Annotated in this window: 26 protein-coding genes and 7 tRNA genes; 5 read left to right on the plus strand and 28 right to left on the minus strand. The window is 43.5% G+C overall.

Going from position 1 to position 22,624, the window contains the following annotated elements:
* The first annotated feature begins 8 nt into the window (after positions 1-8).
* Together FB592_RS10530 and FB592_RS10535 are read left to right on the plus strand one after the other, a co-directional pair.
* A complete protein-coding gene (locus tag FB592_RS10530) occupies positions 9-527 on the plus strand; it encodes a hypothetical protein (protein ID WP_141949497.1) in 519 nt (172 codons plus the stop codon).
* Positions 528-723: 196 nt separating this feature from the next.
* Positions 724-1,287, plus strand: coding sequence for a GNAT family N-acetyltransferase (locus FB592_RS10535; RefSeq protein ID WP_141949498.1), 564 nt, complete (start codon positions 724-726; stop codon positions 1,285-1,287).
* 220 nt (positions 1,288-1,507) lie between these two features.
* Here FB592_RS10535 and FB592_RS10540 read toward each other — a convergent pair.
* From FB592_RS10540 to FB592_RS10575, 8 genes are all read right to left on the minus strand, one after another.
* Positions 1,508-1,591, minus strand: a tRNA-Leu gene (locus FB592_RS10540).
* A gap of 81 nt (positions 1,592-1,672) precedes the next feature.
* Positions 1,673-1,754, minus strand: a tRNA-Leu gene (locus FB592_RS10545).
* A gap of 11 nt (positions 1,755-1,765) precedes the next feature.
* A tRNA-Lys gene (locus FB592_RS10550) sits at positions 1,766-1,841 on the minus strand.
* A gap of 27 nt (positions 1,842-1,868) precedes the next feature.
* Positions 1,869-1,943: transfer RNA gene (locus FB592_RS10555), tRNA-Gln, on the minus strand.
* Between the two features lie 11 nt (positions 1,944-1,954).
* Positions 1,955-2,026 (minus strand) — tRNA-Glu (locus FB592_RS10560).
* Positions 2,027-2,055: 29 nt separating this feature from the next.
* Positions 2,056-2,146 (minus strand) — tRNA-Ser (locus tag FB592_RS10565).
* A 4-nt stretch (positions 2,147-2,150) separates the two neighbouring features.
* Positions 2,151-2,225: transfer RNA gene (locus tag FB592_RS10570), tRNA-Asn, on the minus strand.
* A 120-nt stretch (positions 2,226-2,345) separates the two neighbouring features.
* Positions 2,346-2,798 (minus strand): SprT family protein, encoded by a 453-nt coding sequence (locus FB592_RS10575; protein WP_069703788.1) that lies wholly within the window; start codon positions 2,796-2,798, stop codon positions 2,346-2,348.
* A 103-nt stretch (positions 2,799-2,901) separates the two neighbouring features.
* Between FB592_RS10575 and cmpA the strand changes: the two genes are divergently transcribed.
* On the plus strand, positions 2,902-3,015 hold the full coding sequence (gene cmpA, locus FB592_RS10580) for a cortex morphogenetic protein CmpA (protein WP_003225207.1): 114 nt from the start codon (positions 2,902-2,904) through the stop codon (positions 3,013-3,015).
* Positions 3,016-3,024: 9 nt separating this feature from the next.
* On the opposite strand, the gene FB592_RS10585 is transcribed toward cmpA, so the two are convergent.
* From FB592_RS10585 to acpS, 14 genes are all read right to left on the minus strand, one after another.
* A complete protein-coding gene (locus FB592_RS10585) occupies positions 3,025-5,184 on the minus strand; it encodes a Tex family protein (RefSeq protein WP_024572530.1) in 2,160 nt (719 codons plus the stop codon).
* 106 nt (positions 5,185-5,290) lie between these two features.
* The gene (gene rsbX / locus FB592_RS10590; RefSeq protein ID WP_095252677.1) at positions 5,291-5,890 is read right to left on the minus strand and encodes a phosphoserine phosphatase RsbX; all 600 of its coding nucleotides are present in this window, start codon (positions 5,888-5,890) and stop codon (positions 5,291-5,293) included.
* The gene (gene sigB, locus FB592_RS10595) at positions 5,890-6,678 is read right to left on the minus strand and encodes an RNA polymerase sigma factor SigB (RefSeq protein WP_014662857.1); all 789 of its coding nucleotides are present in this window, start codon (positions 6,676-6,678) and stop codon (positions 5,890-5,892) included. Before sigB ends, rsbX begins: the two co-directional genes overlap by 1 nt.
* Positions 6,644-7,126: an anti-sigma B factor RsbW gene (gene rsbW / locus FB592_RS10600; RefSeq protein WP_003234299.1), complete on the minus strand. Its 483-nt coding sequence runs from the start codon at positions 7,124-7,126 to the stop codon at positions 6,644-6,646. The genes sigB and rsbW overlap by 35 nt, the downstream gene beginning before the upstream one ends.
* Complete coding sequence (gene rsbV / locus FB592_RS10605; protein WP_014662855.1) at positions 7,123-7,452, minus strand: anti-sigma factor antagonist RsbV; 330 nt, start codon at positions 7,450-7,452, stop codon at positions 7,123-7,125. Before rsbV ends, rsbW begins: the two co-directional genes overlap by 4 nt.
* Before the next feature lie 61 nt (positions 7,453-7,513).
* Positions 7,514-8,521: a phosphoserine phosphatase RsbU gene (rsbU, locus tag FB592_RS10610; protein WP_003234295.1), complete on the minus strand. Its 1,008-nt coding sequence runs from the start codon at positions 8,519-8,521 to the stop codon at positions 7,514-7,516.
* An 11-nt stretch (positions 8,522-8,532) separates the two neighbouring features.
* A complete protein-coding gene (gene rsbT / locus FB592_RS10615; RefSeq protein WP_017697001.1) occupies positions 8,533-8,934 on the minus strand; it encodes a serine/threonine-protein kinase RsbT in 402 nt (133 codons plus the stop codon).
* Between the two features lie 3 nt (positions 8,935-8,937).
* Entirely contained in the window at positions 8,938-9,303 is a 366-nt protein-coding gene (rsbS, locus tag FB592_RS10620; RefSeq protein ID WP_003225190.1) for an RsbT antagonist protein RsbS, read from the minus strand.
* A gap of 4 nt (positions 9,304-9,307) precedes the next feature.
* A complete protein-coding gene (rsbRA, locus tag FB592_RS10625) occupies positions 9,308-10,132 on the minus strand; it encodes an RsbT co-antagonist protein RsbRA (RefSeq protein WP_141949499.1) in 825 nt (274 codons plus the stop codon).
* Between the two features lie 115 nt (positions 10,133-10,247).
* The gene (gene ndoA / locus FB592_RS10630; RefSeq protein ID WP_003156187.1) at positions 10,248-10,598 is read right to left on the minus strand and encodes a type II toxin-antitoxin system endoribonuclease NdoA; all 351 of its coding nucleotides are present in this window, start codon (positions 10,596-10,598) and stop codon (positions 10,248-10,250) included.
* A gap of 4 nt (positions 10,599-10,602) precedes the next feature.
* Entirely contained in the window at positions 10,603-10,884 is a 282-nt protein-coding gene (endB, locus tag FB592_RS10635) for a type II toxin-antitoxin system antitoxin EndoAI (RefSeq protein ID WP_003225183.1), read from the minus strand.
* Between the two features lie 115 nt (positions 10,885-10,999).
* A complete protein-coding gene (gene alr / locus FB592_RS10640) occupies positions 11,000-12,169 on the minus strand; it encodes an alanine racemase (RefSeq protein ID WP_141949500.1) in 1,170 nt (389 codons plus the stop codon).
* 113 nt (positions 12,170-12,282) lie between these two features.
* Entirely contained in the window at positions 12,283-13,299 is a 1,017-nt protein-coding gene (locus FB592_RS10645; protein ID WP_003234282.1) for a LolA family protein, read from the minus strand.
* A gap of 165 nt (positions 13,300-13,464) precedes the next feature.
* Positions 13,465-13,830, minus strand: a complete 366-nt coding sequence (acpS, locus tag FB592_RS10650; protein WP_015252768.1) for a holo-ACP synthase — start codon at positions 13,828-13,830, stop codon at positions 13,465-13,467.
* 94 nt (positions 13,831-13,924) lie between these two features.
* On the opposite strand from acpS, the gene FB592_RS10655 reads away from it, so the two are divergent.
* Positions 13,925-14,524, plus strand: a complete 600-nt coding sequence (locus FB592_RS10655) for a rhomboid family intramembrane serine protease (RefSeq protein WP_003246687.1) — start codon at positions 13,925-13,927, stop codon at positions 14,522-14,524.
* Here the strand turns inward: FB592_RS10655 and FB592_RS10660 are convergent.
* The 5 genes from FB592_RS10660 to FB592_RS10685 form a co-directional block, all read right to left on the minus strand.
* Positions 14,521-16,002, minus strand: coding sequence for a PH domain-containing protein (locus tag FB592_RS10660; protein WP_141949501.1), 1,482 nt, complete (start codon positions 16,000-16,002; stop codon positions 14,521-14,523). The two genes, FB592_RS10655 and FB592_RS10660, sit on opposite strands and share 4 nt — an antisense overlap.
* Positions 15,992-16,471 carry a PH domain-containing protein gene (locus FB592_RS10665; RefSeq protein ID WP_003234318.1) on the minus strand — a complete coding sequence of 160 codons (480 nt, stop codon included), beginning with the start codon at positions 16,469-16,471 and terminating at the stop codon, positions 15,992-15,994. Before FB592_RS10665 ends, FB592_RS10660 begins: the two co-directional genes overlap by 11 nt.
* Before the next feature lie 172 nt (positions 16,472-16,643).
* On the minus strand, positions 16,644-18,128 hold the full coding sequence (gene cshA, locus FB592_RS10670) for a degradosome RNA helicase CshA (RefSeq protein WP_003246685.1): 1,485 nt from the start codon (positions 18,126-18,128) through the stop codon (positions 16,644-16,646).
* A 399-nt stretch (positions 18,129-18,527) separates the two neighbouring features.
* Complete coding sequence (locus FB592_RS10680; protein ID WP_141949502.1) at positions 18,528-19,901, minus strand: UDP-N-acetylmuramoyl-tripeptide--D-alanyl-D-alanine ligase; 1,374 nt, start codon at positions 19,899-19,901, stop codon at positions 18,528-18,530.
* 71 nt (positions 19,902-19,972) lie between these two features.
* Positions 19,973-21,058 (minus strand): D-alanine--D-alanine ligase, encoded by a 1,086-nt coding sequence (locus FB592_RS10685; RefSeq protein ID WP_141949503.1) that lies wholly within the window; start codon positions 21,056-21,058, stop codon positions 19,973-19,975.
* Positions 21,059-21,211: 153 nt separating this feature from the next.
* Between FB592_RS10685 and FB592_RS10690 the strand changes: the two genes are divergently transcribed.
* Positions 21,212-21,532 carry a thioredoxin family protein gene (locus FB592_RS10690; protein WP_003234326.1) on the plus strand — a complete coding sequence of 107 codons (321 nt, stop codon included), beginning with the start codon at positions 21,212-21,214 and terminating at the stop codon, positions 21,530-21,532.
* Between the two features lie 14 nt (positions 21,533-21,546).
* Here FB592_RS10690 and FB592_RS10695 read toward each other — a convergent pair whose 3' ends face one another.
* Positions 21,547-22,419, minus strand: a complete 873-nt coding sequence (locus FB592_RS10695; RefSeq protein WP_014475869.1) for a cation diffusion facilitator family transporter — start codon at positions 22,417-22,419, stop codon at positions 21,547-21,549.
* Positions 22,420-22,624 lie beyond the last annotated feature (205 nt).

A 22,624-nucleotide genomic window follows, 5' to 3' on the forward strand; every position in this document is an offset into this window, starting at 1 on the left:
GAGGTAAAATGTTTTATATTGAATCATTAATTCTTAGGCCAAATAAGAAGATAAACGATCTTTCAATCTTAAAAAATAATATTGACGATTACTTTGTTGCACTTAGCAATATAGAGGGACTAAAGAACATAAAACCACAGTTAGACTCTTACTATTTATCTGGGGCGATTATTTTAAAATATGGTGAACAAGATTTGCTTGATGTCACTATGTGGGACTTGGTTGACCAATTGTGGGCTTATTTTTTAAATCTAATTGAAGAAGCTATCGAAACAGGAAAAAGCGAAACTTATTTTCCAGATCAACCCCTTCTATTGAAAATGAAATCAATATCGAATGATATGTTGTTATTTGAAATTGACCAAAAACAAAAAATATTACTACCGAAACTTGATTTTTTTGAATCACTCTTAAAGAATGCGAGAAGTTTCTTTGAAACTATGAATTTTGTTTTAGAAGAAAACTGTGATTATGAGTATGAACTTAATAAGATCGATGAATTGCAAACCAAAATTAAATGTATGTGAGGCTAAATGTGAATTACTCTAGAGTGAAAAAATTCTTTGATGAGAATAAAAAATATTCAATTCTGGAGGCGTCATAGATAAACAAATAGATACCAAGAAGTTATAACTCACGTCCTCAAGAATTATTTTTTAAAGATAAGAGTTTTCATTACTTTTTTCAATTTTTTAACATTTAGCTTACGAGAGGAGTTATCAAATGAATCCTTTATTGTTAGATGTGCCTTTACAATTGGAAACAGAAAGACTAATCCTTCGAGCACCACACCAAACAGGAGATGGGAAAATTGTAAACCAAGCAATTAGGGATTCCTTTAGTGAATTAAAAGCGTGGTTGCCATTTGCTCAAAAACTTCCCACTGTTGAAGAAACAGAGATAAATTTAAGACTTGCCCATATAAATTTTCTAAAAAGAGAAAGTTTTCGTTTTCTTATTTTTAATAAAGATACCAAGGGCTTTATTGGAATAACTAGCCTTCAGGGGATTGACTGGGACATACCTAAATGTGAAATTGGATACTGGGGAAATACCACATTTAGCGGGAATGGGTATATGATAGAAGCAGTAAAGAAATTAGCTGACTTTGGGTTAAACAACATCAAATTTAGAAGAATTGAAATAAGGTGTGAATCAACAAACCTTAAAAGTCGTGCTATTCCTGAAAAACTTGGGTTTGTATTCGAAGGCACTTTAAGAAATGATGATTTATCTGCAGATGGAAGCAAGCTGACCGACACTTGTTTTTATTCCATAATAAAGTAACATTGTACGCTTAAAATAACGGATGCGTTATTAAAACAAAAAAGGCATAACATATTTTGTACGCTAATATACTATGCCCTTTTTATCTTATTTAACTATATACTTTCGCGGACAAATCAGATCACTTACTTTAAGTAGATGGGCAGTTTTAGTCACAAAATATGTTCTGTTCAAAAGACACAAAAAATACCAAGGTACTCTAAACCCTTGGTATCATTGATGCGGCCGAGAGGACTTGAACCTCCACGGGTTATTCACCCACTAGGCCCTCAACCTAGCGCGTCTGCCATTCCGCCACGACCGCGTGATCATTAAATTGTGTTTGTGCTGGTTTAGTAGGCTCTTAACCTAGTAAAACCGATTTGCGTGCACTTTGTAAATAAAGTGCGGGTGAAGGGACTCGAACCCCCACGTCGTAAGACACTAGATCCTAAGTCTAGCGCGTCTGCCAATTCCGCCACACCCGCAAAAAGACAAATGGTGAGCCATGAAGGACTCGAACCTTCGACCCTCTGATTAAAAGTCAGATGCTCTACCAACTGAGCTAATGGCTCTTACTATTCAATTTCAAAAAATAAAAATGGCTGGGCTAGCTGGATTCGAACCAACGCATGACGGAGTCAAAGTCCGTTGCCTTACCGCTTGGCTATAGCCCAACGAAATGGAATGACCCGTACGGGATTCGAACCCGTGTTACCGCCGTGAAAGGGCGGTGTCTTAACCGCTTGACCAACGGGCCGATGGTTGAGAACTTATATCGAAATCTTATGGCGGAGAAGGAGGGATTTGAACCCTCGCGCCGCTTACGCGACCTACACCCTTAGCAGGGGCGCCTCTTCAGCCACTTGAGTACTTCTCCAATATGGCTCCACAGGCAGGATTCGAACCTGCGACCGATCGGTTAACAGCCGATAGCTCTACCACTGAGCTACTGTGGAATAATGAGACAAGACTTATTATATCAGCCTTGATTTACAGTGTCAAGAGGTAAATGTTTTTTTATCTCTCGTAACGACTTTTATAATGTAACATAGGCTTGCCATATTCGTCAACCTTTTTCACAAAAAAATTCTTTTTATTTTCCCGCGGCATTTTCCGCACCTGTATCTATCAGGGTTCATAGCCCGCTTCTTTATATACTGTTGGCCGCAGGCCGTACAGATATACATATAAGTTTTTTTGTTTTCCGCTTTTTTCTTAAGGGGTGTACAGAACCTCGGCGCGTTGACTTGCTGCAAAAGCATTCTAAAATCTCTGTCTCTGTGCTTGTACCCTTTTCCTTCAAGGTGGAGATGATAATGGCAGAGCTCGTGCTTGATGATGCCGATCAGCTCCTCCCTGCCGTGTTCAATCAGATATTTTCTGTTCAATTCAATGTTATGAGAGGTTAACAGGTACCTTCCGCCCGTGGTTTTAAGCCTGTCATTAAAAAGCGCCTGATGGCGGAACGGCTTTTTAAAATATGTTTTAGAAATATCCTCTGTCAGCTTTTGAAGCTCTATATTATCCATAGTGCACCTCACTTAAAAAACATTGAACGGGACAATTCACCGTTCGCATACAATATGGTAATCACCGTCCCTCTTATGATAAAAGCTGAGGAGGAATGAGCCTATGCCAAATTGGCTTAAAAAGCAGATGCAAAAAGCGTTCCTTGAAAAAGATAATTACCAAATTAAACTGCTGAATCAATGCTGGTATTTCTATAGGAAAAAACACTGCTCGTAAGCAGTGCTTTTATTTTACCATAGACAGCGATACTCTGCCTTTTTGTACATCTACGCCGTCAACCCAAACTGTCACGATATCGCCCACAGATACGACATCAAGAGGATGCTTGACGAATTGATTGCTCAGTTTTGAGATATGCACAAGCCCGTCTTGTTTGACTCCAATATCAACAAACGCTCCGAAGTCCACTACATTGCGCACGGTGCCCTGCAGTTCCATTCCCTCTTTCAAATCTTCCAGCTGAAGGACGTCTGTTTTCAGCAAAGGCTTAGGCACCTCATCGCGCGGATCGCGTTCCGGCCTTGTCAGCTGTTCACAAATGTCTTTCAGAGTGATTTCGCCGATTCCCAGCTCTTTTGCCGTTTCAGAAAGCGCCAGCTGATTGATTTTGTCCTTCAATTCCGCCGTGCCGATATGTTCTGTTGAAAGTCCGAGTTTTTTCAAAAGCGCTTTTGTTTCTTTATAGCTTTCCGGGTGAATGCCTGTTCTATCCAAAGGCTCTGTCCCTTCCTGCACTCTTAAGAAACCAATACATTGCTCATAGGTTTTCGCACCGAGCCTTGGGATGTCCTTCAGTTCTTTTCGATTTGAAAATTTTCCGATTTCCTCGCGTTTTTTGACAACGTTGCCTGCTACAGACTTCGATAATCCAGCTACATATTGAAGCAGCGCGGCAGAGGCTGTGTTGACGTTTACTCCCACCTGGTTTACGACCGTTTCGACGACAAACCGCAGAGATTCATTTAAGCGTTTTTGGCTGACGTCATGCTGATACTGTCCGACACCAACAGACTTCGGATCGATCTTAACGAGCTCCGCGAGCGGGTCTTGAAGCCTTCGCGCAATAGATACGGCACTGCGCTCTTCAACCTTAAGGTCAGGGAATTCTTCTCGGGCAAGCTCAGAAGCCGAATAGACGCTTGCTCCCGCTTCATTGACGATCACATAATAAATTTTGCGCGGCATGTCTTTGAGTACATTGACGATGAATTGTTCTGTTTCTCTGGATGCTGTGCCGTTTCCGATCGCCACCATCTCGACTTGATACTGCTCAAGAATTTTTTTCACTTTTTCATGGGCTTCTTTTGTTTTGTTGACTGGCGCATGCGGATAGATCACATCAATTTTCAAGACTTTTCCGGTCTCATCTGACACAGCGAGCTTACAGCCAGTTCGAAAGGCTGGGTCAACACCGAGAACGGTTTTGCCTTTCATCGGCGGCTGCAAAAGAAGCTTTCTCAAATTCTCCGAGAAAATATGAATCGCCTGTTCATCAGCTTTTTCTGAGAGCTCTTTCCTGATTTCACGCTCGATTGCCGGCTGGATCAGCCTTTTATAGCTGTCTTCAATTGTCTCCTGCAAAATCTCTCTTACGGATGTTGAGCGATTTTTGATGATTTGTTTTTCTAAATACGCCTTAATGTGATCCGCAGGCGGTTCGATCGCTACCTTTAAAATGTCTTCTTTTTCGCCGCGGTTCATTGCCAGCACCCTATGCGGAACGACTTTTGCAATTGGCTCTTCATATTCATAATACATTTCATACACATTTTTCTCATCGGTGTCTGCCGACTTTCCGGCTGCTGACTTAATGGTTCCTCTTTTGAAGGTTTCCTGGCGAATCCACTTTCTGAAGGTCGGCTCGTCTGAAATTTGTTCCGCAATAATGTGCTTGGCGCCTTCAATCGCTTCTTCTCGTGTGAACACTTCTTTTTCTTCGCTGATGTATTGGTCTGCTGTTGCTGCCAGACGATCATCTTGGGGAAGTGTCAGGATATAGTCGGCAAGCGGCTCAAGGCCTTTGCTTTTGGCGACTGTCGCCTTTGTTTTACGTTTTTGTTTATAAGGGCGGTAAAGGTCTTCCACTTCCTGAAGCTTCACCGATTGCTCGATTTTACGTTTTAGATCATCTGTCAGTTTATCCTGCTCTGCAATCAGCCTGATTACCTCTTCTTTTCGCTGATTCAGGTTTTGTATGTATTGCCAGCGTTCAGAAATCGTCTGAATCTGAACCTCATCCATTGAACCCGTCTGCTCTTTTCGATACCGGGCAATAAACGGGACTGTATTGCCGTCCTCAAGCAGGCGGATGACACTTTCAACGTGTTTTTGTGATAAACCTATTTCTTTCGCAATTTGCTGTTTTAAAAGGGCTGACGTTTCCATGTAACCAAAGCCTCCAATTTTGTCGTTCTTTCTCTAGTGTATCAAAAACCGAAAAAAACACATAAAAAAAGAAGCCGGCATTCCGGCTTCTTTTTGTTCTTATTCTCTAGGACAGCTGTCCGAGAATATAGGTCAGGTCATCTTTTCTCGATGTCGTATACATTTTCAGCGAATTCGATATTTCTTCTACCGATTGGCCTTTTTTCAAATGGGAGCGGATATCAGGTACGTTGAGTCCATCTGTATGTATAATGAACTTTGAACCCTTTTCATAGGTGGCGGTGTGCGTTTTGTATTTTTGCGGCTTGCCTGATAAATAGCCCGAAATCGGCAGAGGATAAAAGCTTTCACCAGACGGGGAATGCAGAATAAACCGTACATTTCCGACAGAGCAGTACGTAAACTGCCTTTGCTCAAAATTGATTTTCAGGATAGACGCTGTAGCGCCTCTTTTGTTTTTCATCGCCTGATTACAGCGTTCGATAATGCTTTGTACGTCTTCATTCGCATAGTTTTCCACTAAGTCTTTGATGGCTGCAGAGGATTCGTTAGCAAGTGATCCACTTCCCAGTCCGTCAGCAACCGCGCAAATTAACTCCTTATCATCAGCTTTCATAAAAAAGCTGTCACCGCAAATCGATTTTCCTTCTTTATTCAGTTGATATACTAGAGTTTGAATATGCTCGTTTTCTTCAACCTGGATCATTACATTAACTCCATCGAGGGATCTTCAATCAAGGCCTCTCTGAGCTTCTTCACAGCTTTGCGTTGCAAGCGCGAGACGTGCATTTGAGATATACCGAGAATGTCCCCAGTTTCTTTTTGGCTTTTGTTTTGAATATACGTAAGGTCTATGATTTGTTTCTCACGATCTGAAAGGACATGAAGCACGCTTTGCAGCATCATTTGCTGGTTGACCCGCTCATATCCGTCCTCCTGTGATCCGACGATATCAAGAATCGTGACGGTGCTTCCGTCCGAATCCGCTTCAATGCTGTGGTCAACGGATAAGGCTTGATAGCTTTTGCCCATTTCCATCGTTTCAAGAACCTCTTCTTCAGAAACATCGAGGAATTCGGCAATCTCTTCGACTTTCGGCGATCTTTGTGTTTCAGTGGTCAGCTGATCAACCGCCATTTTGATTCTTGGACCCAGTTCTTTAATTCGTCTCGGCACATGAACGCTCCATGTTTTATCTCTGAGGAAACGTTTAATTTCACCGATGATTGTCGGAATTGCAAAAGCTTCAAACGATTTGCCGACAACAGGATCGTATCGCTTAATCGCGCCTAGCAGCCCGATCATGCCGACCTGGCGGAGATCCTCGTGGAAGCTTTTGCCTTTTGAGTATTTTTTCGCAAGCATGTCAACCAGATTTGTATACACCCGCACAAGCGTTTCCTGCGCTTGTTCATCTTGCTTTGTTTGGTAATCGCTTATGAGCCGATCGACTTCATCTTTAGTTAGTTTCGTAGTTTTTGATGGTTGTGTCATGATCAACTCGCTCCCCATTTAAATACTTTGTCATCGCTACGGTGACGCCGGAGTGGTTTTGCACTCTGACTTCATCCATGAGCGTTTCCATTAAATATAGACCGAGCCCTCCTTCTGATAATTGATCAACTGTGTGCGAAGGTGTGTACGGCCCTAGATCCTGCTGCTTTTGATCAAAGTCAAAGCTGTCTCCTTCATCCGCCACAATAACCTCTAAACGGTCTTCAAACACACCGAATCGTATTGACACTTCCCCATTTTTATCTTCTTTGTAAGCGTGCTGAACCGCATTTGTGCACGCCTCACTGACTGCGATTTTCAAATCTTCAATTTCATCGTACGTATAGCCCATTCTGCTTGCGACCCCTGACAGCGTCAGTCTTATAATCCCCACATATTCAGGCTGGGCCGGCACTTTCATTTCGATGTAATCAGCGTTATTCTTCATTGCACTCCACCTTCTGACTTTGCAGAAATATCAATGATGTCCTTCAGGCCTGTAATGTCAAACAGTCGGATCAGCCGGTCAGAAAGATTTTCAAGTTTCAGCGAACCGCCTTGTTTTTTCACTGTTTTAAAGATCCCTACAAAAACGCCCAATCCGGTACTGTCCATGTAGCTCACATCTTTCAGGCAAATTCTTAAGTCCGCGCCTTGTTCTGCCAGAGGAACAAGCTTCTCTCTGAGCACCGGCGCTGAGTATACATCAATTTCTCCTGCAATGTTTACTTGTATATCATTCTCGTTTTGCTTCACATCAACATTTATATTCATTCGTATCACCTCAAATTTTCCTTCAAATCACTAGTTGCTTTATACCCTTGTCTGACAGACGTTAAACCTTTCTCCGCAAAACAATTAACGTAAAATCATCGTGAAGCTGAAAATCCTGCAATTTGAGGAGGCTGTCATAAATGTTTTTGACCATTTCCTGCGCGGAGGAACACATATGTTCCTCAATGAGCTTCTGCAGATCAGGACGCTCCAAGAAACCGTTTTCCGTTCTGCATTCTGTGACGCCGTCAGAAAATAAAACAATCATATCGCCCTTTTCCAGATGCTGATCGAATTGTTTGTAGTCATAGTCCTGTGAGATGCCAAGAACGAGTCCTTTGGCCTCTAAATCGTAAAACGTGTTGTCCTTTTGAGAATAATAGAATCCCGGTTCATGTCCTGCTGAAGCATATGTAAATTGATGCTTGTCCATATTGTAATTCGCATAAAACATCGTAATAAACATACTGGCATCAACGTTTTGTTCAACAACACGATTCAAATTTTTCAGCACTTGAGAAGGGTGTATGCCCGTTTCCGGCAAAGAGTCCATTGCGTATTTAATCATGGACATGCATAAAGCCGCTGGAATGCCTTTTCCGATCACGTCCGCGATTGCGATATTGATGGATTCCTTGTCTTTGACAAAGTGGTAGTAATCACCGCTCATCTGTTTAGCGGGAACACTGATGGCGCCGATATCCAGCGCTTCCTCCTGAGGAACTTTAGTTCCGAGCAGCGTCTGCTGGACATTTGCCGCGATTTCAATTTCTGATTTGATTTCCTGCTGTATCCCTCTAAGGGTTTGATGCTCCTGATAAGCCATTCCATAGCCAATCATGACTTCTATTAAAAAATCCAGCGAATGAAACACATCTTCCGGGAGACTTGGATACAGCTCCTTCAGCACTTTTCTGTGAATGCTGATGATTTCTTCCGGAGGAATTTGGTGCTCGATTGTTTTTCGGCTGAATTTTTGGGCTTGATATAAAGATGTTTCTGTTAATTCGGCTATATATCGGCTAAGCAGCTGATGATACCGCTGCTCAATAACCTCCCTAAAATCCACGTTCTTACCTCCTACCGAAGCCATTTGATGGCTTGTATCTCTGTTCCTTCCCCCGATACGGAATTTAAGCTGAATTCATCCATCAGCCTTTTGACCCCGGGAAGTCCCGCACCAAGTCCTCCAGACGTTGAAAACCCGTCTTCCATGACTTTTCGGATATCAGGAATTCCCGGCCCTTGGTCTTCCGCTATAATTTTCAGGCCTTTTTTTCCTCTGTCTGCGACCTGTTCAATTCCAATCTGCCCTTTGCCGGCATATAAATAAATATTCCTGGCTAACTCTGAAATAGCCGTTGTAATTCTAGCCTGGTCTACCGTGCCGAAACCCAGTTCTTTCGCAACGTTTCGTCCCAGCTGTCTGGCGGCCACAATATCCCATTCTGTCATGATTCTTACACAGGATTGGTCGTTCATTCGCTATTCCCCCAATTCCCGCTTCAATGTCTCAAGCCCCTGCTCTAAGTCGAGCGCAGTTTCGATTTCCTCAAGCGCGATTCCAAGTTCAATCAGCGTCACTGCCACAGCGGGCTGAATGCCGGTCAAGACGACTTTTGCCCCCATTAACTTAGACATTGTAATGACGTCGCCCAGCACTTTCGCGATAAATGAATCAATCATATCCACAGATGTCAGGTCAATGACGACTCCGTTAGCACCTGTTTCGTATATTTTATTTAATAAGTCTTCTTGAAAAGTTAAAGCTGTCTGGTCATCAAGTTCCCATTGAATGGATACTAATAAGCAATTATACAGTTTCAAGATCGGGATTTTCGGATGTCTCAAAATGTTATTCCCCCAATGAAACGATTTTTCGATCCGTCATTTCCAATGCTGTTTGAATTCCTTTTTGCAGGGTATTCTTAGTTATAACTTGGGATAAATCAATCCCCAGGTTGACGATTGTTTGAGCAATTTCCGGACGGATTCCGGCCAGCAGGCATTTTGCTCCGACAAGCCTTACAGCTTCTGATGCCTGAATAATATGATGGGCAACCATCGTATCGACAACAGGGACACCTGTAATGTCAATCAGCACGACTTGGGAACGGTGTTTGACGACGCCATTAAGAAGGTTTTCCATAATTCGTTTCGCACGTTCAGTATCAATTGTTCCGACAAGAGGCATCACAGTGATATTTTCAAACACCGGGATAAGCGGCGCAGACAGCTCTTGCAGCGCGATTTTTTGCAGGGATACTGTCTTTTCCCATGAGATTGAGTATTGATCAAAAATTTCTGTGTTAATCGGGCTGAAAAAGCGGTCAATCTGCCAGATTAATTCCGTGCTCTCTTGATCTGGCAATCTCTTATCATTCATTTTCGTGTAGAGACGCTTCCAGAATTCAGCAAGCGCAGTAGCCAAAAACTTCATAGACAGTCCGATTTGGACCGCTCGAAGCGCCAGTTCGCTGATTTGGCTTTCAGCAGCGTTTTCGTCCTTAACAGACAGCAGCAGAATGTCGATATATTCTTTAGATATATTTTCATACACTTGGTCAGTCAGCTGATAGGATTCTTGCTCGCTTAATTCTTTTAGTGTGTCAGTCCACAGTTGGAGCAGTTCATTTTGATTTTCGGCAATGAACTGGTATACAGTCTGATTCGACATCAAATTCGCTTACCTCCCAATAAAAAACAACATATTTTTTTCGTTATTTCACTATTATATCGTTTATGTTTTTTGAAAACAAAAAAAGTTGCTCTATTTGAGCAACCAGCAAATATGTCTAAAAATCAATGAGTGCCAAACTGATTTGTAAGGCTTCATCAACCTTATCCATCATTTCATCATCCAGATGAGTAATCTTATCCGTTAACCTTTGCTTGTCAATCGTCCGAATTTGCTCCAGCAAAATAACGGAATCTCTTTCAAAACCGTAGCGTTTTGCATCGATTTCGACGTGGGTTGGTAATTTCGCTTTCTGTATTTGTGCTGTTATGGCTGCAACAATAGCAGTTGGGCTGAAGCGATTTCCGATGTCATTTTGGATCACTAAAACCGGGCGCACCCCGCCTTGCTCTGAGCCAACAACAGGAGATAAATCAGCAAAATAAACATCGCCGCGTTTCACAATCAAATGATTATCCTCCGCTGACTAAGCGCTCAACTGTCGTTTCAGCCTCGCACTCCGCAAAGTGAGCCTCAGAAGAAATATTCAGGTTGATTTTCGCCATTTCCATATAGCCGCGTCTCATCAAATCACGGTTGTGACGAGTTGTTCGTTCGCTGACATACGCTCTCACTGCTTGTGATATCAGTTCGTTTCTGCTTCGTTTCTCCCGCATCGCTACACCATCCAATTCAGCTACTAGGTTTTCGGGCAAGCTGATTTTCATTTCGGTTCTTGCGCTGGATTCAGACAAAAAACATACACCTCCACCAAACTTACGGATACGACTCTTTTATCCATCCAGTGATAATGATACCATTATTCACTCTTCAAGCAAAGCTGTTTTATGAATTCTCCATTTAGGTAAGTTAATTGCTTGTATTTACCTGCAATAAAGGATTTCTTACTTCCATTATACTCCCATTTTCCAAAAACATACGGGGAACACGGGAACTTATTGTACAGGCCACCTCATAGTTAATGGTTTCGAGCCTTCCTGCAATCTCATCCATGGAAATATATTCATTCCCCTGCCGGCCAATTAATGTGACTTTTGTGCCCGGCGGATATTCCTGATCCAGCTCCACCATAAATTGGTCCATGCAAATTCGGCCGGCAATTTTCAGGCGTTTTCCCTTCACAAGGATGTCAGTCCCTTTCAATTTTCGGAGCCAGCCGTCCGCATAGCCTACAGGCACCGTCCCAATCCATGTGTCTTTTTCGGCTGTGTACTCGGCTCCGTAGCTGACGCTCTCACCTTTTCTGATCAGTTTGACATGTGACAGCGTCGAATGCAGGGTGAATGCCGGACGCAGCTGAAACGGTATCTCGTCCGAAATGTCAGCAGACGGGCGAAGGCCATACATGCCGATGCCGAATCTGACTGCATTAAAAAAGCCTTTTTTCAGCCGGAGTCCGGCGGCGCTGTTCGCGCAGTGGACCATCAGATTCTTTAACGGCAGCGGAGCAATCAGCTCTTTAAAGCGCTCAAACTGCATTAAGAAATAGCCTCTTTCTTTTTCATCCGCTGTCGCAAAATGGGTAAATACCCCTTTGCACTTTAAACGAGGGTTGCGGTCAAGAATGGCCATCACGTTCTGAACTTCTTCCTCTGTTTTTACACCAAGCCTGTTCATCCCCGTATCGACCTTCAGATGAAAATGAAGAGAACCTTTTTTCGTGTGGCGGGCTGCCTCCTGAAGCCATTCAACAGAATAACCCGTTAAGGTCACGTCATACTCAGCAGCGATTGCCACATACTCCGGGGGAACCGCGCCGAGCACCAATATAGGCGCCTTCAAGCCCTTTTTACGCAGTGAAATCGCTTCATCCAAAATGGCCACGGCCAAGCATGAAGCACCTGCGTCAAGAGCAGCCTTTGCTGTTTCTGCATCACCATGCCCGTAGGCGTTTGCTTTCACAACTGCCATCAGGTGGACATGTTCACCGATATGTTTTTTCATATTGCTGACATTTTCTTTTATCGCGGACAAGTCAATTTCCGCCCACGTATCTCGGTAAAAAGGTTTTGTGCTCATTACGACACTTCCTAGCTTTTATTCAATATCATTTACATATCATACTAAAATTAAAGGCTAAAGGGAAACGATGTCTAACGAAAAAAAGGCCAAATCATGTTTGGCCTTTGGCGTTATTTCGATGATTGTCCCTGCATGCTTTTCGCTACTGTCACCATTTCCTCTTTAGAAAGATCTTTAGAAGAGAGAAGGTAATCTACGCCGTCATATGTCCATGATAATGATGCATCCGACAGGGCGCCGATGGTGTAGCCGAGATTTACCGGTTCGCCGTTCAGCGTAACGGAGGAGGAAGCCTTGGCAATCTGGGCTTTTTCCTGAATTAACGTAAATGATTTTTCTCCTCCGTACGTCATAATGATGCGCTTCCCGTCTTCAGTAGATATATCTTTTTCTTCAAGCAGCTTGACGCCAAGCGGCAGTTCCAGCGGCGTTTTGACCGCGAATGTATCGGAAGGCTTTGCGCTTGTGGCAACATCCATTTGAGAAAGGGTCATATTTTTCTTTTCGTCAAATGATTCTTTATCAAATTGTTTATTAAATTCAAAGCTGCTGAATTCTACTTTGACCATCACTTTCCGGTCAGTATCCATCACTTTGACAGATGACGGGCTCATATCTTTTTTGTTAAATGTGATTTCTTGCGTGGGCAGCATTTTGTTATGCTGATAGTTTGTTTTTGTTTCGAATACGTATTTCTTTTCTTTCGCAGTGAAAACTGCATCCGAATCGTTTTGAACATCCTTTACGAGCGATTCAAACAGATAAACCTGGCTGCTGTTGTTCGGCCAATCGCTTTGAAATCTGAAGCTCTTATTTAAAGACGGCGTGAGAACGAATACTCCGTTTTCATTTCGTAAAATGACTTGGTTTTGGTCCTTTTTCGGATTTTCTAAATAAACCCTGTACAGAGACGGCTTTTTGTGCCAGATTTCCACATTGTATACTTGAGGCTCACTCCCTGTCTCGATGGTCATTTTCGCTTTTGCTTTGTACGAGGTGTATTCTTTCGCCTTTTCATCTAACCCGGCCACAATATCTTGCTGTGTTTTTTGCCCGCAGGCAGAAAGAATAAGAACAGCAAGCAGTCCCGTTAAAAGCAAAACAAAGCTTTTTCTCACCTTTTTCAACCCCTTTTTCTCAATTGATGTAAAAGGAAGAAATCGCTTGTTTGACTTTAACGGTACGCTCGGTACACGTTTAGGCAGAACAGATGCGTACCATAAAAGCCTCAAACAACTTGTCTCCCTTAATGCACTATCAAATATATGAGTGGGGTTTCCCTAATATGCAGACTAGCTTGACAACCTTTCAATCACAACCTGCGCGGCAGCGTATTCTTTTGTATGAGTGATCGATACGTGAACGGCAGCCTGGCTCAGTTTCGTGCAAATGATATAGGGCTTGCCATTTTGGTCTTTCCTAATTTCAATGTCCTGAAAGCTGAGCTGCCTCCCAATGCCGGTGCCAAATGCTTTCGAGAAAGCTTCTTTTGCCGCGAATCTGCCCGCGAGAAATTCGATTTTTCTTTTCTCTGAAAGCTCATAGTATTGGTCAAGCTCGCTTCGCGTCAAAATCCGCTCGGCAAACCTTTTCTGGCGTCCGGCCATAGAGGCGATCCGTTTAAGCTCGGTAATGTCCAGCCCAATGCCGTAAATCATGTATGATAACCTCCTTTGCGTACGTACTATTTAAATGGTTTGTCTCATAAACGTGTTACTATAGATATACCAAAATGAAGAAAAGGGGCTCGGAATGTTTATACGGACTGAAAATTTTCAAACATTTATCAGGCTTTACCCCGTTGTCACCTTTATATTGGCTTTGCAAGCTGTTCTCTGGCTGTTTTTTTCACTTCCTGCCCATTCAGTCGTGTTATGGAGGGATACCGTCACAGGCTATAATCTAGGTGTCGCAAACGGTGAATGGTGGCGGCTGATCACACCGATTTTGCTGCACGCCGGTTTCACACATCTGCTGTTTAATTCCATGTCCATCTTTTTATTTGCCCCGGCTTTGGAACGCATGCTGGGAAAAGCGCGTTTTCTTCTTGTATACGCCGGCTCCGGCATCATCGGCAATATCGGCACTTATGTTACAGAGCCGCTTGATTACGTGCATGTCGGTGCTTCAGGCGCCATTTTCGGGCTATTCGGCGTGTACCTGTTTATGGTTCTTTTTCGCAATGAGCTAATAGGGCAGGAGCATTCCAAAATGATCATCACACTGCTCGCATTTGCCGTTCTCATGTCATTTATCAACTCCAATATTAACATGATGGCCCATCTGTTTGGACTATGCGGCGGGTTTCTTCTTTCGTTTTTATGCGTGCAAAAAAAAGAGCGGCGGTATTAACCGTCCGCTTTTTCATATGAGTACCAGTTTAAAATGAAGGCTGCATCCTCTTCACCTACATCCCTCACCGTTAATTCTTCCATATGGCTCGATGATTTCACCGAAGTAGAAATGGTATACAAGCGGCCTTTCTTTTGGAAATAGGATTGGCTGAACTTGCAGACCTGCATTCGTTTTTTCAGTACAATAGCGGTTGTTCTGCCTATAAATCTAGACGTCAGCTGAAGACGATCCCCGTTGATCGTCCATGCAGCCTCTTTATACGCAAGATATCCGAAGAGCAATTCTATCGGCAGCAGGATGACCGACAGGTAGCCCCATGGTTGAAAGAAGATACATAACGGAATGATCAAAAAGATTGAAAAAATGACAGAACGGAACAAATAGCGTTTCAACGCGCGCCGCGGCAGTCGGCGGCAGTTTTCTTCCAGCGTATATTCCGGTGTAAATGTTCGGAGCATGTGCGGAAGCTTTTTTTTATGAATCATTGGAAAGAGAATGGTCAAAGCGCCTTCTTCTTTTTCCCGGTCGCCGCCTCCTGCGCTGACGATGGACACCGTTACAAAGCCGAAAAACTGGCGAATGATATTTTCTTTGATTTTAATGGCTTGTATTTTTCGCAATGGAATCGTGACTTGATGTTTTTCAATAATTCCCCTTGAAATCACCAGTTCCTGCTCTTTTTTTATGATTTGAAAGTTTGCGTATCTAAACATCATGCCCGCGATACTGAAAATCCAGGCGATAAATAAACCGATAAAAATGAGTACCGCGTAAATACCAATACTGGCGTGCTGAAGGAAGGAAAATTTATCGAATAACCAATCCATTGGCAGCACTTCATCAAGCTGGGAAATAAGTGCAAATACAGCAGAGATAATAACTCCGATTCCGCCGGAGGTAGAAGCAGCCATGAGCAATTCTTTCGCGTTCATGCGATAGTGCTCTTGCACCTCAACGGCCGGAACCAACTCCTCTTCAGCTTCAAGCCGCTCTTCATCAAGTTCGTTTTCTCGTCTTTGCGCCTTTTTCTTAAAGACAGCTTCTTTGATGCGTTCCGCTTCTTCAACAGAAATAGCAGAAAGAACGGCTTCCGCCTCCTTGCCTCCGCCTGCTGTTTCAATTTGCAGCTTCACAAGCTTAAAGATTTGCTGGACAAGGCCTGCGCTCGTATTCATTGTTTGAATCCGATCAATCGATATGTATCGCTTTTTCGTAACAAATAAGCCTTCTTCGATTCTAAATTCATCATCTTCAATTCGATAGGTAAACCTTCTCCATTTGATAATGCTTGCCGCTACAAGCCAGATGAACAGCACACCGAGCGCAATGGCTCCGTAAAAACGGACAGTATGGTTTGAATTGACAATATACACAAAAAAGAATGGCAGAATGATATTTTTTATCGTTTGAATAATGGTATGGCATAAATTCAAAATGACTGCCGCCGGGTGCAGGCGTTTCGGTTCAGACATCATCGTCAGTCACCCTCGCCAGACGGGAAATGGAGTCTCTCAGCCGATCCGCTTCCTCCATCTCTAAAGCGGGGATCGAATGAACGGTCGCGGCCGTGGAAATTTTCACCGTTGCCAGGTTGTATTTTTTTAATAATGGCCCTTGTGACGTATCGACGTGCTGAACTCTGACCATCGGAACAATCACACGTGTCACCACAAAAATACCTGACTGAATATCTATTTCATGTTCATGGACTTCATATCGCCACACCTTATGACGGACCTTCGGAATGATAAAGACCGTCACAATCGATCCCAGCAGCCAAACTGCGCCGAGCACGCCGCTGATCCAGTACGGCCAATGAAAATAATAGCTTAACACTGCAACTGCAATGACAATAAGCAAGCAAACAGCGGATATGATGATCTCTTGAAGTCGCCAAACCTTTAATCCGTCTGGACTGATTTGGTTTTTTGGCTGCTCTCTCAAAAATACCTACCTCCCTTTTTTTCGTCGTTACTTATACGTCTCTTTTACAGAAAGGTTTCATTCTTAAGCATACAGAGAAAAATGGCTTCCGTCAGCTGAAAGTTTGCTGAATAACAAATCGCGAACATAAAAAAGCCCAAAACATCATGTTTTGGGCTCTGAATCGATCAAATTAGTAAGATTTTTTCTGGCGTCTGTCACCTGAAGAACGGCGATCGTTTGAACGCTTTTTGTCATAGGAAGAACGGTTGTTGCTTTTCCCTTTTCCGCCGCGGTAGCCGCCGCCTTGACCGTCTCTGCGTTTAGAAGAACGCTGGTTCTTGTAGCGTTTGCTGACCATCGGCGCTTCGTCTGTTAAGCGAACCGGTGTGTCGTCTGGCTCTTTTGTAGCCATTTTGATAGCCGCCGCAACCACTGTTACTGCATCATGATCTTCAAGCAGCTCAGCTGCCGCTGTCATGTAGAAGTTCAGGTTGTTTTCACTGATTGTTGTGCGAAGACGTTCAACAGTAACCTGCTGCTGGCCTTCTAACGCTTCATCAAGTGTAGGCTCCTTCATGCGGTCCATTTTGCGTTTTGTTGTTTGTTCAATTGCGCGAAGCATGCTTTTCTCACGCGGTGTAATGAACGTCATTGCCATACCTGTTTTTCCTGCACGGCCCGTTCTTCCGATACGGTGAACGTAGCTTTCAGGATCTTGAGGCACGTCGAAGTTGTATACGTGTGTAACACCTGAGATATCAAGTCCGCGAGCGGCAACATCAGTTGCGACTAGAACTTCGATTGCGCCTTCTTTAAATTTACGAAGCGCAACCATACGTTTCGCCTGCGTTAAGTCACCGTGAATTCCTTCAGCTGCATATCCGCGAAGGTTCAGGGCTTCAGCCAGCTCATCGACACGGCGTTTTGTACGTCCGAATACGATCGCAAGCTCAGGAGACTGAATGTCAAGAAGGCGAGTCAGTGTATCGAATTTTTTGCGTTCTTGCACTTCCAAATAGAACTGCTGAATGTTAGAAACCGTCATTTCTTTCGCTTTTACTTTTACGTGTTCCGGCTCAGTCATAAAGCGCTCTGCAATGCGTTTGATCGGCGCAGGCATTGTGGCAGAGAACAGAAGTGTCTGATGCTCGCTTGGCACGTTTGAAAGGATAGATTCAATATCATCAATGAATCCCATGTTCAGCATTTCATCCGCTTCATCCATTACAACAGTATTTACATTGTTTAGACGAATGGTGCGGCGATTGATGTGGTCAAGAAGACGTCCAGGTGTTCCGACAATAATATTCGGATTCTTCTTTAACGCCCGGATTTGCCGTCCAATATCCTGTCCGCCGTAAATAGGAAGAACCTTCGCACGTTTATCTTGTCCGATTTTATACAATTCTTCAGATACTTGAATGGCTAATTCACGGGTTGGCGCGATTACGATTGCTTGAATATTAGGAGACTCGGGGTTAATTTTTTCAACAAGGGGTATACCAAACGCAGCTGTTTTACCTGTACCTGTTTGCGCTTGTCCAATGACGTCTTTATTTGAAAGTCCGAGCGGTATCGTTTGTGCCTGAATCGGTGTTGCTTCTTCAAATCCCATACGATTAATTGCTTTCATGAGATCAGAACTTAAATTAAAATCTTGAAACGTTATAGTCAAATTATTCAAACTCCTTCTAATTGCTGTTTCAGTAATGTCGTGATTTACCACTTATAAAACTGCCCTTTAGACAAGAAGGACAGGATCCATCCGTATACAAAGCCCGAATTACTTTAAGTTTTATCTTACCATTACACTATTTGTTTTTCAATAAGATGAGAAGCAGATCGGCATCTCGAATATGCCGGCTGCTGCTCCATCCGCTCCCAAGAATCCAGCGGAGAACTTCGGGTCACGATGAAAAGTCCGGACGAATATGTTCGTATCGCGAAATAACCTATATATATTGTATCATAGCCGCAGCCGGCCAGATATACATAATTTTCGGCCGGCATACATTAGTGTTTGCATATCATGTTATTTTATGATGCAATATGCGTTTTTCTGCAAAATATTTTCTTATGAAAGCGGGCTCTCTATTAAATCTTTAACGATTTCTTCAAGCTTCATACCTCTGGACGCTTTGAATAAAATCAAATCGCCTTTTGATGCGTTTTCCTTCACAGCTTGGAGGAGATCTTTTTTCTCAGTGTAATGGCTGACGCGGTCTTTCTCAAAGTGTTTCAGGGCGCCTTCCGCGATAAAAGCTCCCAGTTTTCCGTACGTAAAGACGCGGTCAATTTTATCAGGGCTGATCACAGCGCCGCACTCTTTATGGAACGTTTCTTCAAGATCGCCGAGTTCAAGCATATCACCGAGCACAAGCATTTTTTTGCCGTAGCCTTCGAGGCTTTCTGTCAATTGAATTGCAGCTTTCATGGAAGTCGGGCTCGCATTATAAGCGTCATTGATTATTGAAAGGCCGCTGTCTGTTTTGATGAGTTCAAGTCTCATCCCGGTTACCTTTAGGCCGCTCAGTCCTTTTGCCGCACCCTCAGGCGTGATGCCAAAATAAGCCCCTGCAGCAATTGCAGCCATGGCGTTCATCACATTGTGCTTGCCGAGTATCGGAATAAAAAACGTGTTTTCTATCCCTTTGATTGTAAAATGGGTTCCTTCCTCACTCTGGCTGACATCCTGAAGCTGATAATCATTATGCGCTCCCGTCCCGTACGTTTTCGTCTGGCAGCTGTATGCATTTTGAAGAAGCGGTTCGTCCCCGATATAAATCAGCACTCCGTCTTCTTTAAGCCCGTTAATGATTTCAAGCTTCGCCTCCGCGATGCCCTCTCTAGAGCCAAGGTCTTGCATATGCGATTCGCCGATATTCGTAATCACTGCCGCATCCGGGTTTGCCAGGCGGCTCAAGAGGTCAATTTCTCCTTTGGCGCTCATTCCCATCTCCAATACGGCGATCTCCGTATTTTCAGGCATCGCTAGAACCGTCAGCGGCAAACCGATATGATTATTGAAGTTTCCTCCTGTTTTGTGGACACGGTACTTGGTCCCCAGTACGGCGTGAATCATATCTTTTGTTGTCGTTTTGCCATTGCTTCCAGTTACTCCGATGACACGCGTGCCAAGCTCCTGCAAATAGGCTTTTGCAAGCTGCTGAAGTGCGGTAAGGGTATCATCCACTAAAATGACGGCGTGATTCTCGGGCGGATTTGGTTCTGACCGATCCCAAAGAACAGCCGCTACACCAGCTTCAAAAGCCTGCTCCACAAAAGTGTGGCCGTCAAAACGTTCCCCTTTCAGCGGAATGAAGAGCTGATGTTGTTCCAGTTTTCTTGTATCGGTTGCCACTCCATGAATGACTGTTTGTTCATATTGCGAATTTGTTAGTGTGCCTTTAACCATTTCGGCAATGTTTTTTACTGTTCGCTTAATCAAGTAAGGTCCCTCTCTTTCTTTTGTATATACGGGAAAAAACACTGCCCTTTTACCGGCAGTGTCCTTCTTCATTAGAATGTATGCTTAATCAATTGTTTTTCAGCGTGGCGTTCTTTTGCAAGCTCCACAAGCTGTTCAATCAGGTCAGCATATTCCACTCCGGCTTCTTTCCAGAGCAGCGGGAACATGCTGAAAGGTGTAAAGCCAGGCATTGTGTTGACTTCATTGATCAGAACTTCGCCGTCAGCTGTCAGGAAAAAGTCCGCTCTGACGAGTCCTGAACCATCGATCGCTTTAAACGCCTTGATCGCCATATCACTGATTGTAGCGTATTCCTCATCGGTCACAATTGCCGGAATCATCAGATCAGTATCTCCATCCTCATATTTCGCTTTGTAATCGTAGAAATCTGTCTTCGGTGCGATTTCTCCCACAACAGAGCATTTAGGATCGTCATTTCCAAGAACGCCGATCTCAATCTCGCGGCCGTTAATTCCTTCTTCAACGACGACTTTGCGATCATATTGGAAAGCAAGCTCAAATGCTTTTTGCAGTTCTTCACGGTTTCGGCATTTGCTGATTCCGACACTTGAGCCGAGGTTCGCCGGTTTTACGAAGCAAGGGTAGCCTAATTCCTGTTCAACCTGCTCACAGCTTTCTTTCGGAGAACGAGTCCAGTCTTTCTTAAGGAAAGCTGCGTATTTAGCCTGAGCAAGGCCGGCCTGAGCAAATAAATGTTTCATGACAACTTTATCCATGCCAGCTGAGGAAGCAAGCACTCCGTTGCCGACATAAGGAATGTTCAACAGCTCGAGCATTCCCTGGATCGTACCGTCTTCTCCGTTCGGTCCGTGGAGGAGCGGGAATACGACGTCGATGGCTTCATTTTGCTGTGACGCTTCCTGCGGAAACATCTCCTGGTTCAGGGCAGCTGGAGAAAAAGCATTGCCTCCTTGCTCAAATTGAAGCATTTTCACGTTTGAAACAGGCTCAGTTAAACGGGCGCCTCTAACCCATTCGCCTTTTTCTGTTATATAAATCGGATGTATATCAAACTTCTCAGTATTTAGCGCTTTGATTACAGCCAGAGCCGTCTGCAGGGAAACATTATGTTCTGCCGACTTTCCTCCGTACACTAATCCTAGACTTGTTTTCAATGGATACTCCCCCCACTACAATTCATCTTTACTATCTTATCATTTTCACCGGAAAATGATCTAATTATTTTTGGGCATGCTGATGTTGAATGCATTTGTATGTAATTCCTTTTTATTTTATATTAAAATGGCATTGAAAAGGAGATGTGACATATGAAAAAAATCACAACAAACGAACAATTTAATGAACTGATTCAATCCGATAAAGAAATCATTGTAAAGTTTTATGCTGATTGGTGCCCAGACTGCACACGCATGAATATGTTCATCGGCGATATTTTGGAAGAATACAATCAAAACGATTGGTATGAGCTGAATAAGGACGAGCTTCCTGACCTGGCTGAAAAATACCAAGTAATGGGCATTCCCAGCCTGCTTATTTTCAAGAACGGTGAAAAAACAGCTCACCTTCACAGCGCCAATGCCAAAACGCCTGAAGAAGTGACTGAATTTTTATCTGAACATATAAGCTAATTCGTTAAACAGCCTTATTTTATGTCGTCAGGCTCTACATGAACATGAACATGAGTGACATCGTGTTCATGTTTTATTTTGTCTTCTACTTCATCCGCCACTCCATGGCCTTCTTCTACTGTAAGCTTCGGATCAACCGTAATGACCATCTCGATATGAACTGTACTGCCTAAATACCTCGCTTTCACATCCTTTAGGCGATGCACATTTTCGATCCTGCCGACGGTCTGTTTGTAAGGCTCAAGATCTTTTAAATGGAAGCCGTCTGTTAAGGAATGTGAAGCGTCTTTAAAGATATCCCACGCTGTTTTGCAAATGATGATGCCGATGATAAAAGCCGTTACCGGATCAATCCACGGCAGCTTCAGCTGGGACGAAAAAACTCCGATAAACGCGCCGGCACTTACAAAAGCGTCTGACCTGCTGTCCTTTGCCGCTGCCATCAGGGCAGAGCTTTTAATGGACGCTGCCAGCCTTTTGTTATATAAATAGATGCCATACATAAACACAGCACTGCCTAACGCCGTCCATGCCGCGATAAGATTTGGCGTTTCCGTTGTGCCGCCCGCAATCGCTTTTCCTCCGCCGATTAACACTTCAATGCCGACTGCCATCATAATAAAAGACGCAACAAGAGACGAAATTGTTTCAGCCCGATAATGGCCGTATGGATGATCGCTGTCAGCCGGTCTTTGAGAAATCCGCAATCCTATCAGCACTGCTACTGACGCAACAATATCTGTTCCATTATTTAACCCGTCTGCTCTCAGCGCTTCAGAATGATATAGAATCCCGATAACTAGCTTTACAACAGCAAGGATGACATATGCAAAAATATTGAGGAGCGCCCCTTTTTCTCCCTTTTTCAGATTTTCTGTCCGCTCCATTGAATACCAGCCTCCATTCTATTACATAGTATGGTTCAAAACATGAAAAATAGCAGGGTGCGTTCAATGAAGCGGAATATTTCGACAGCAAATATTGCCCGGGAAACTTTTTGTCGATTTGTTGAATGTTTGTAAATTGGAGAAAGAATAGGACTCTTTTCATCTTTACAGGCTATTGCGGACATTGTATACTGAAGCTAATTGA

This window comes from Bacillus sp. SJZ110, from assembly GCF_006715455.1.
In the GTDB taxonomy this organism is placed as follows: domain Bacteria; phylum Bacillota; class Bacilli; order Bacillales; family Bacillaceae; genus Bacillus; species Bacillus subtilis.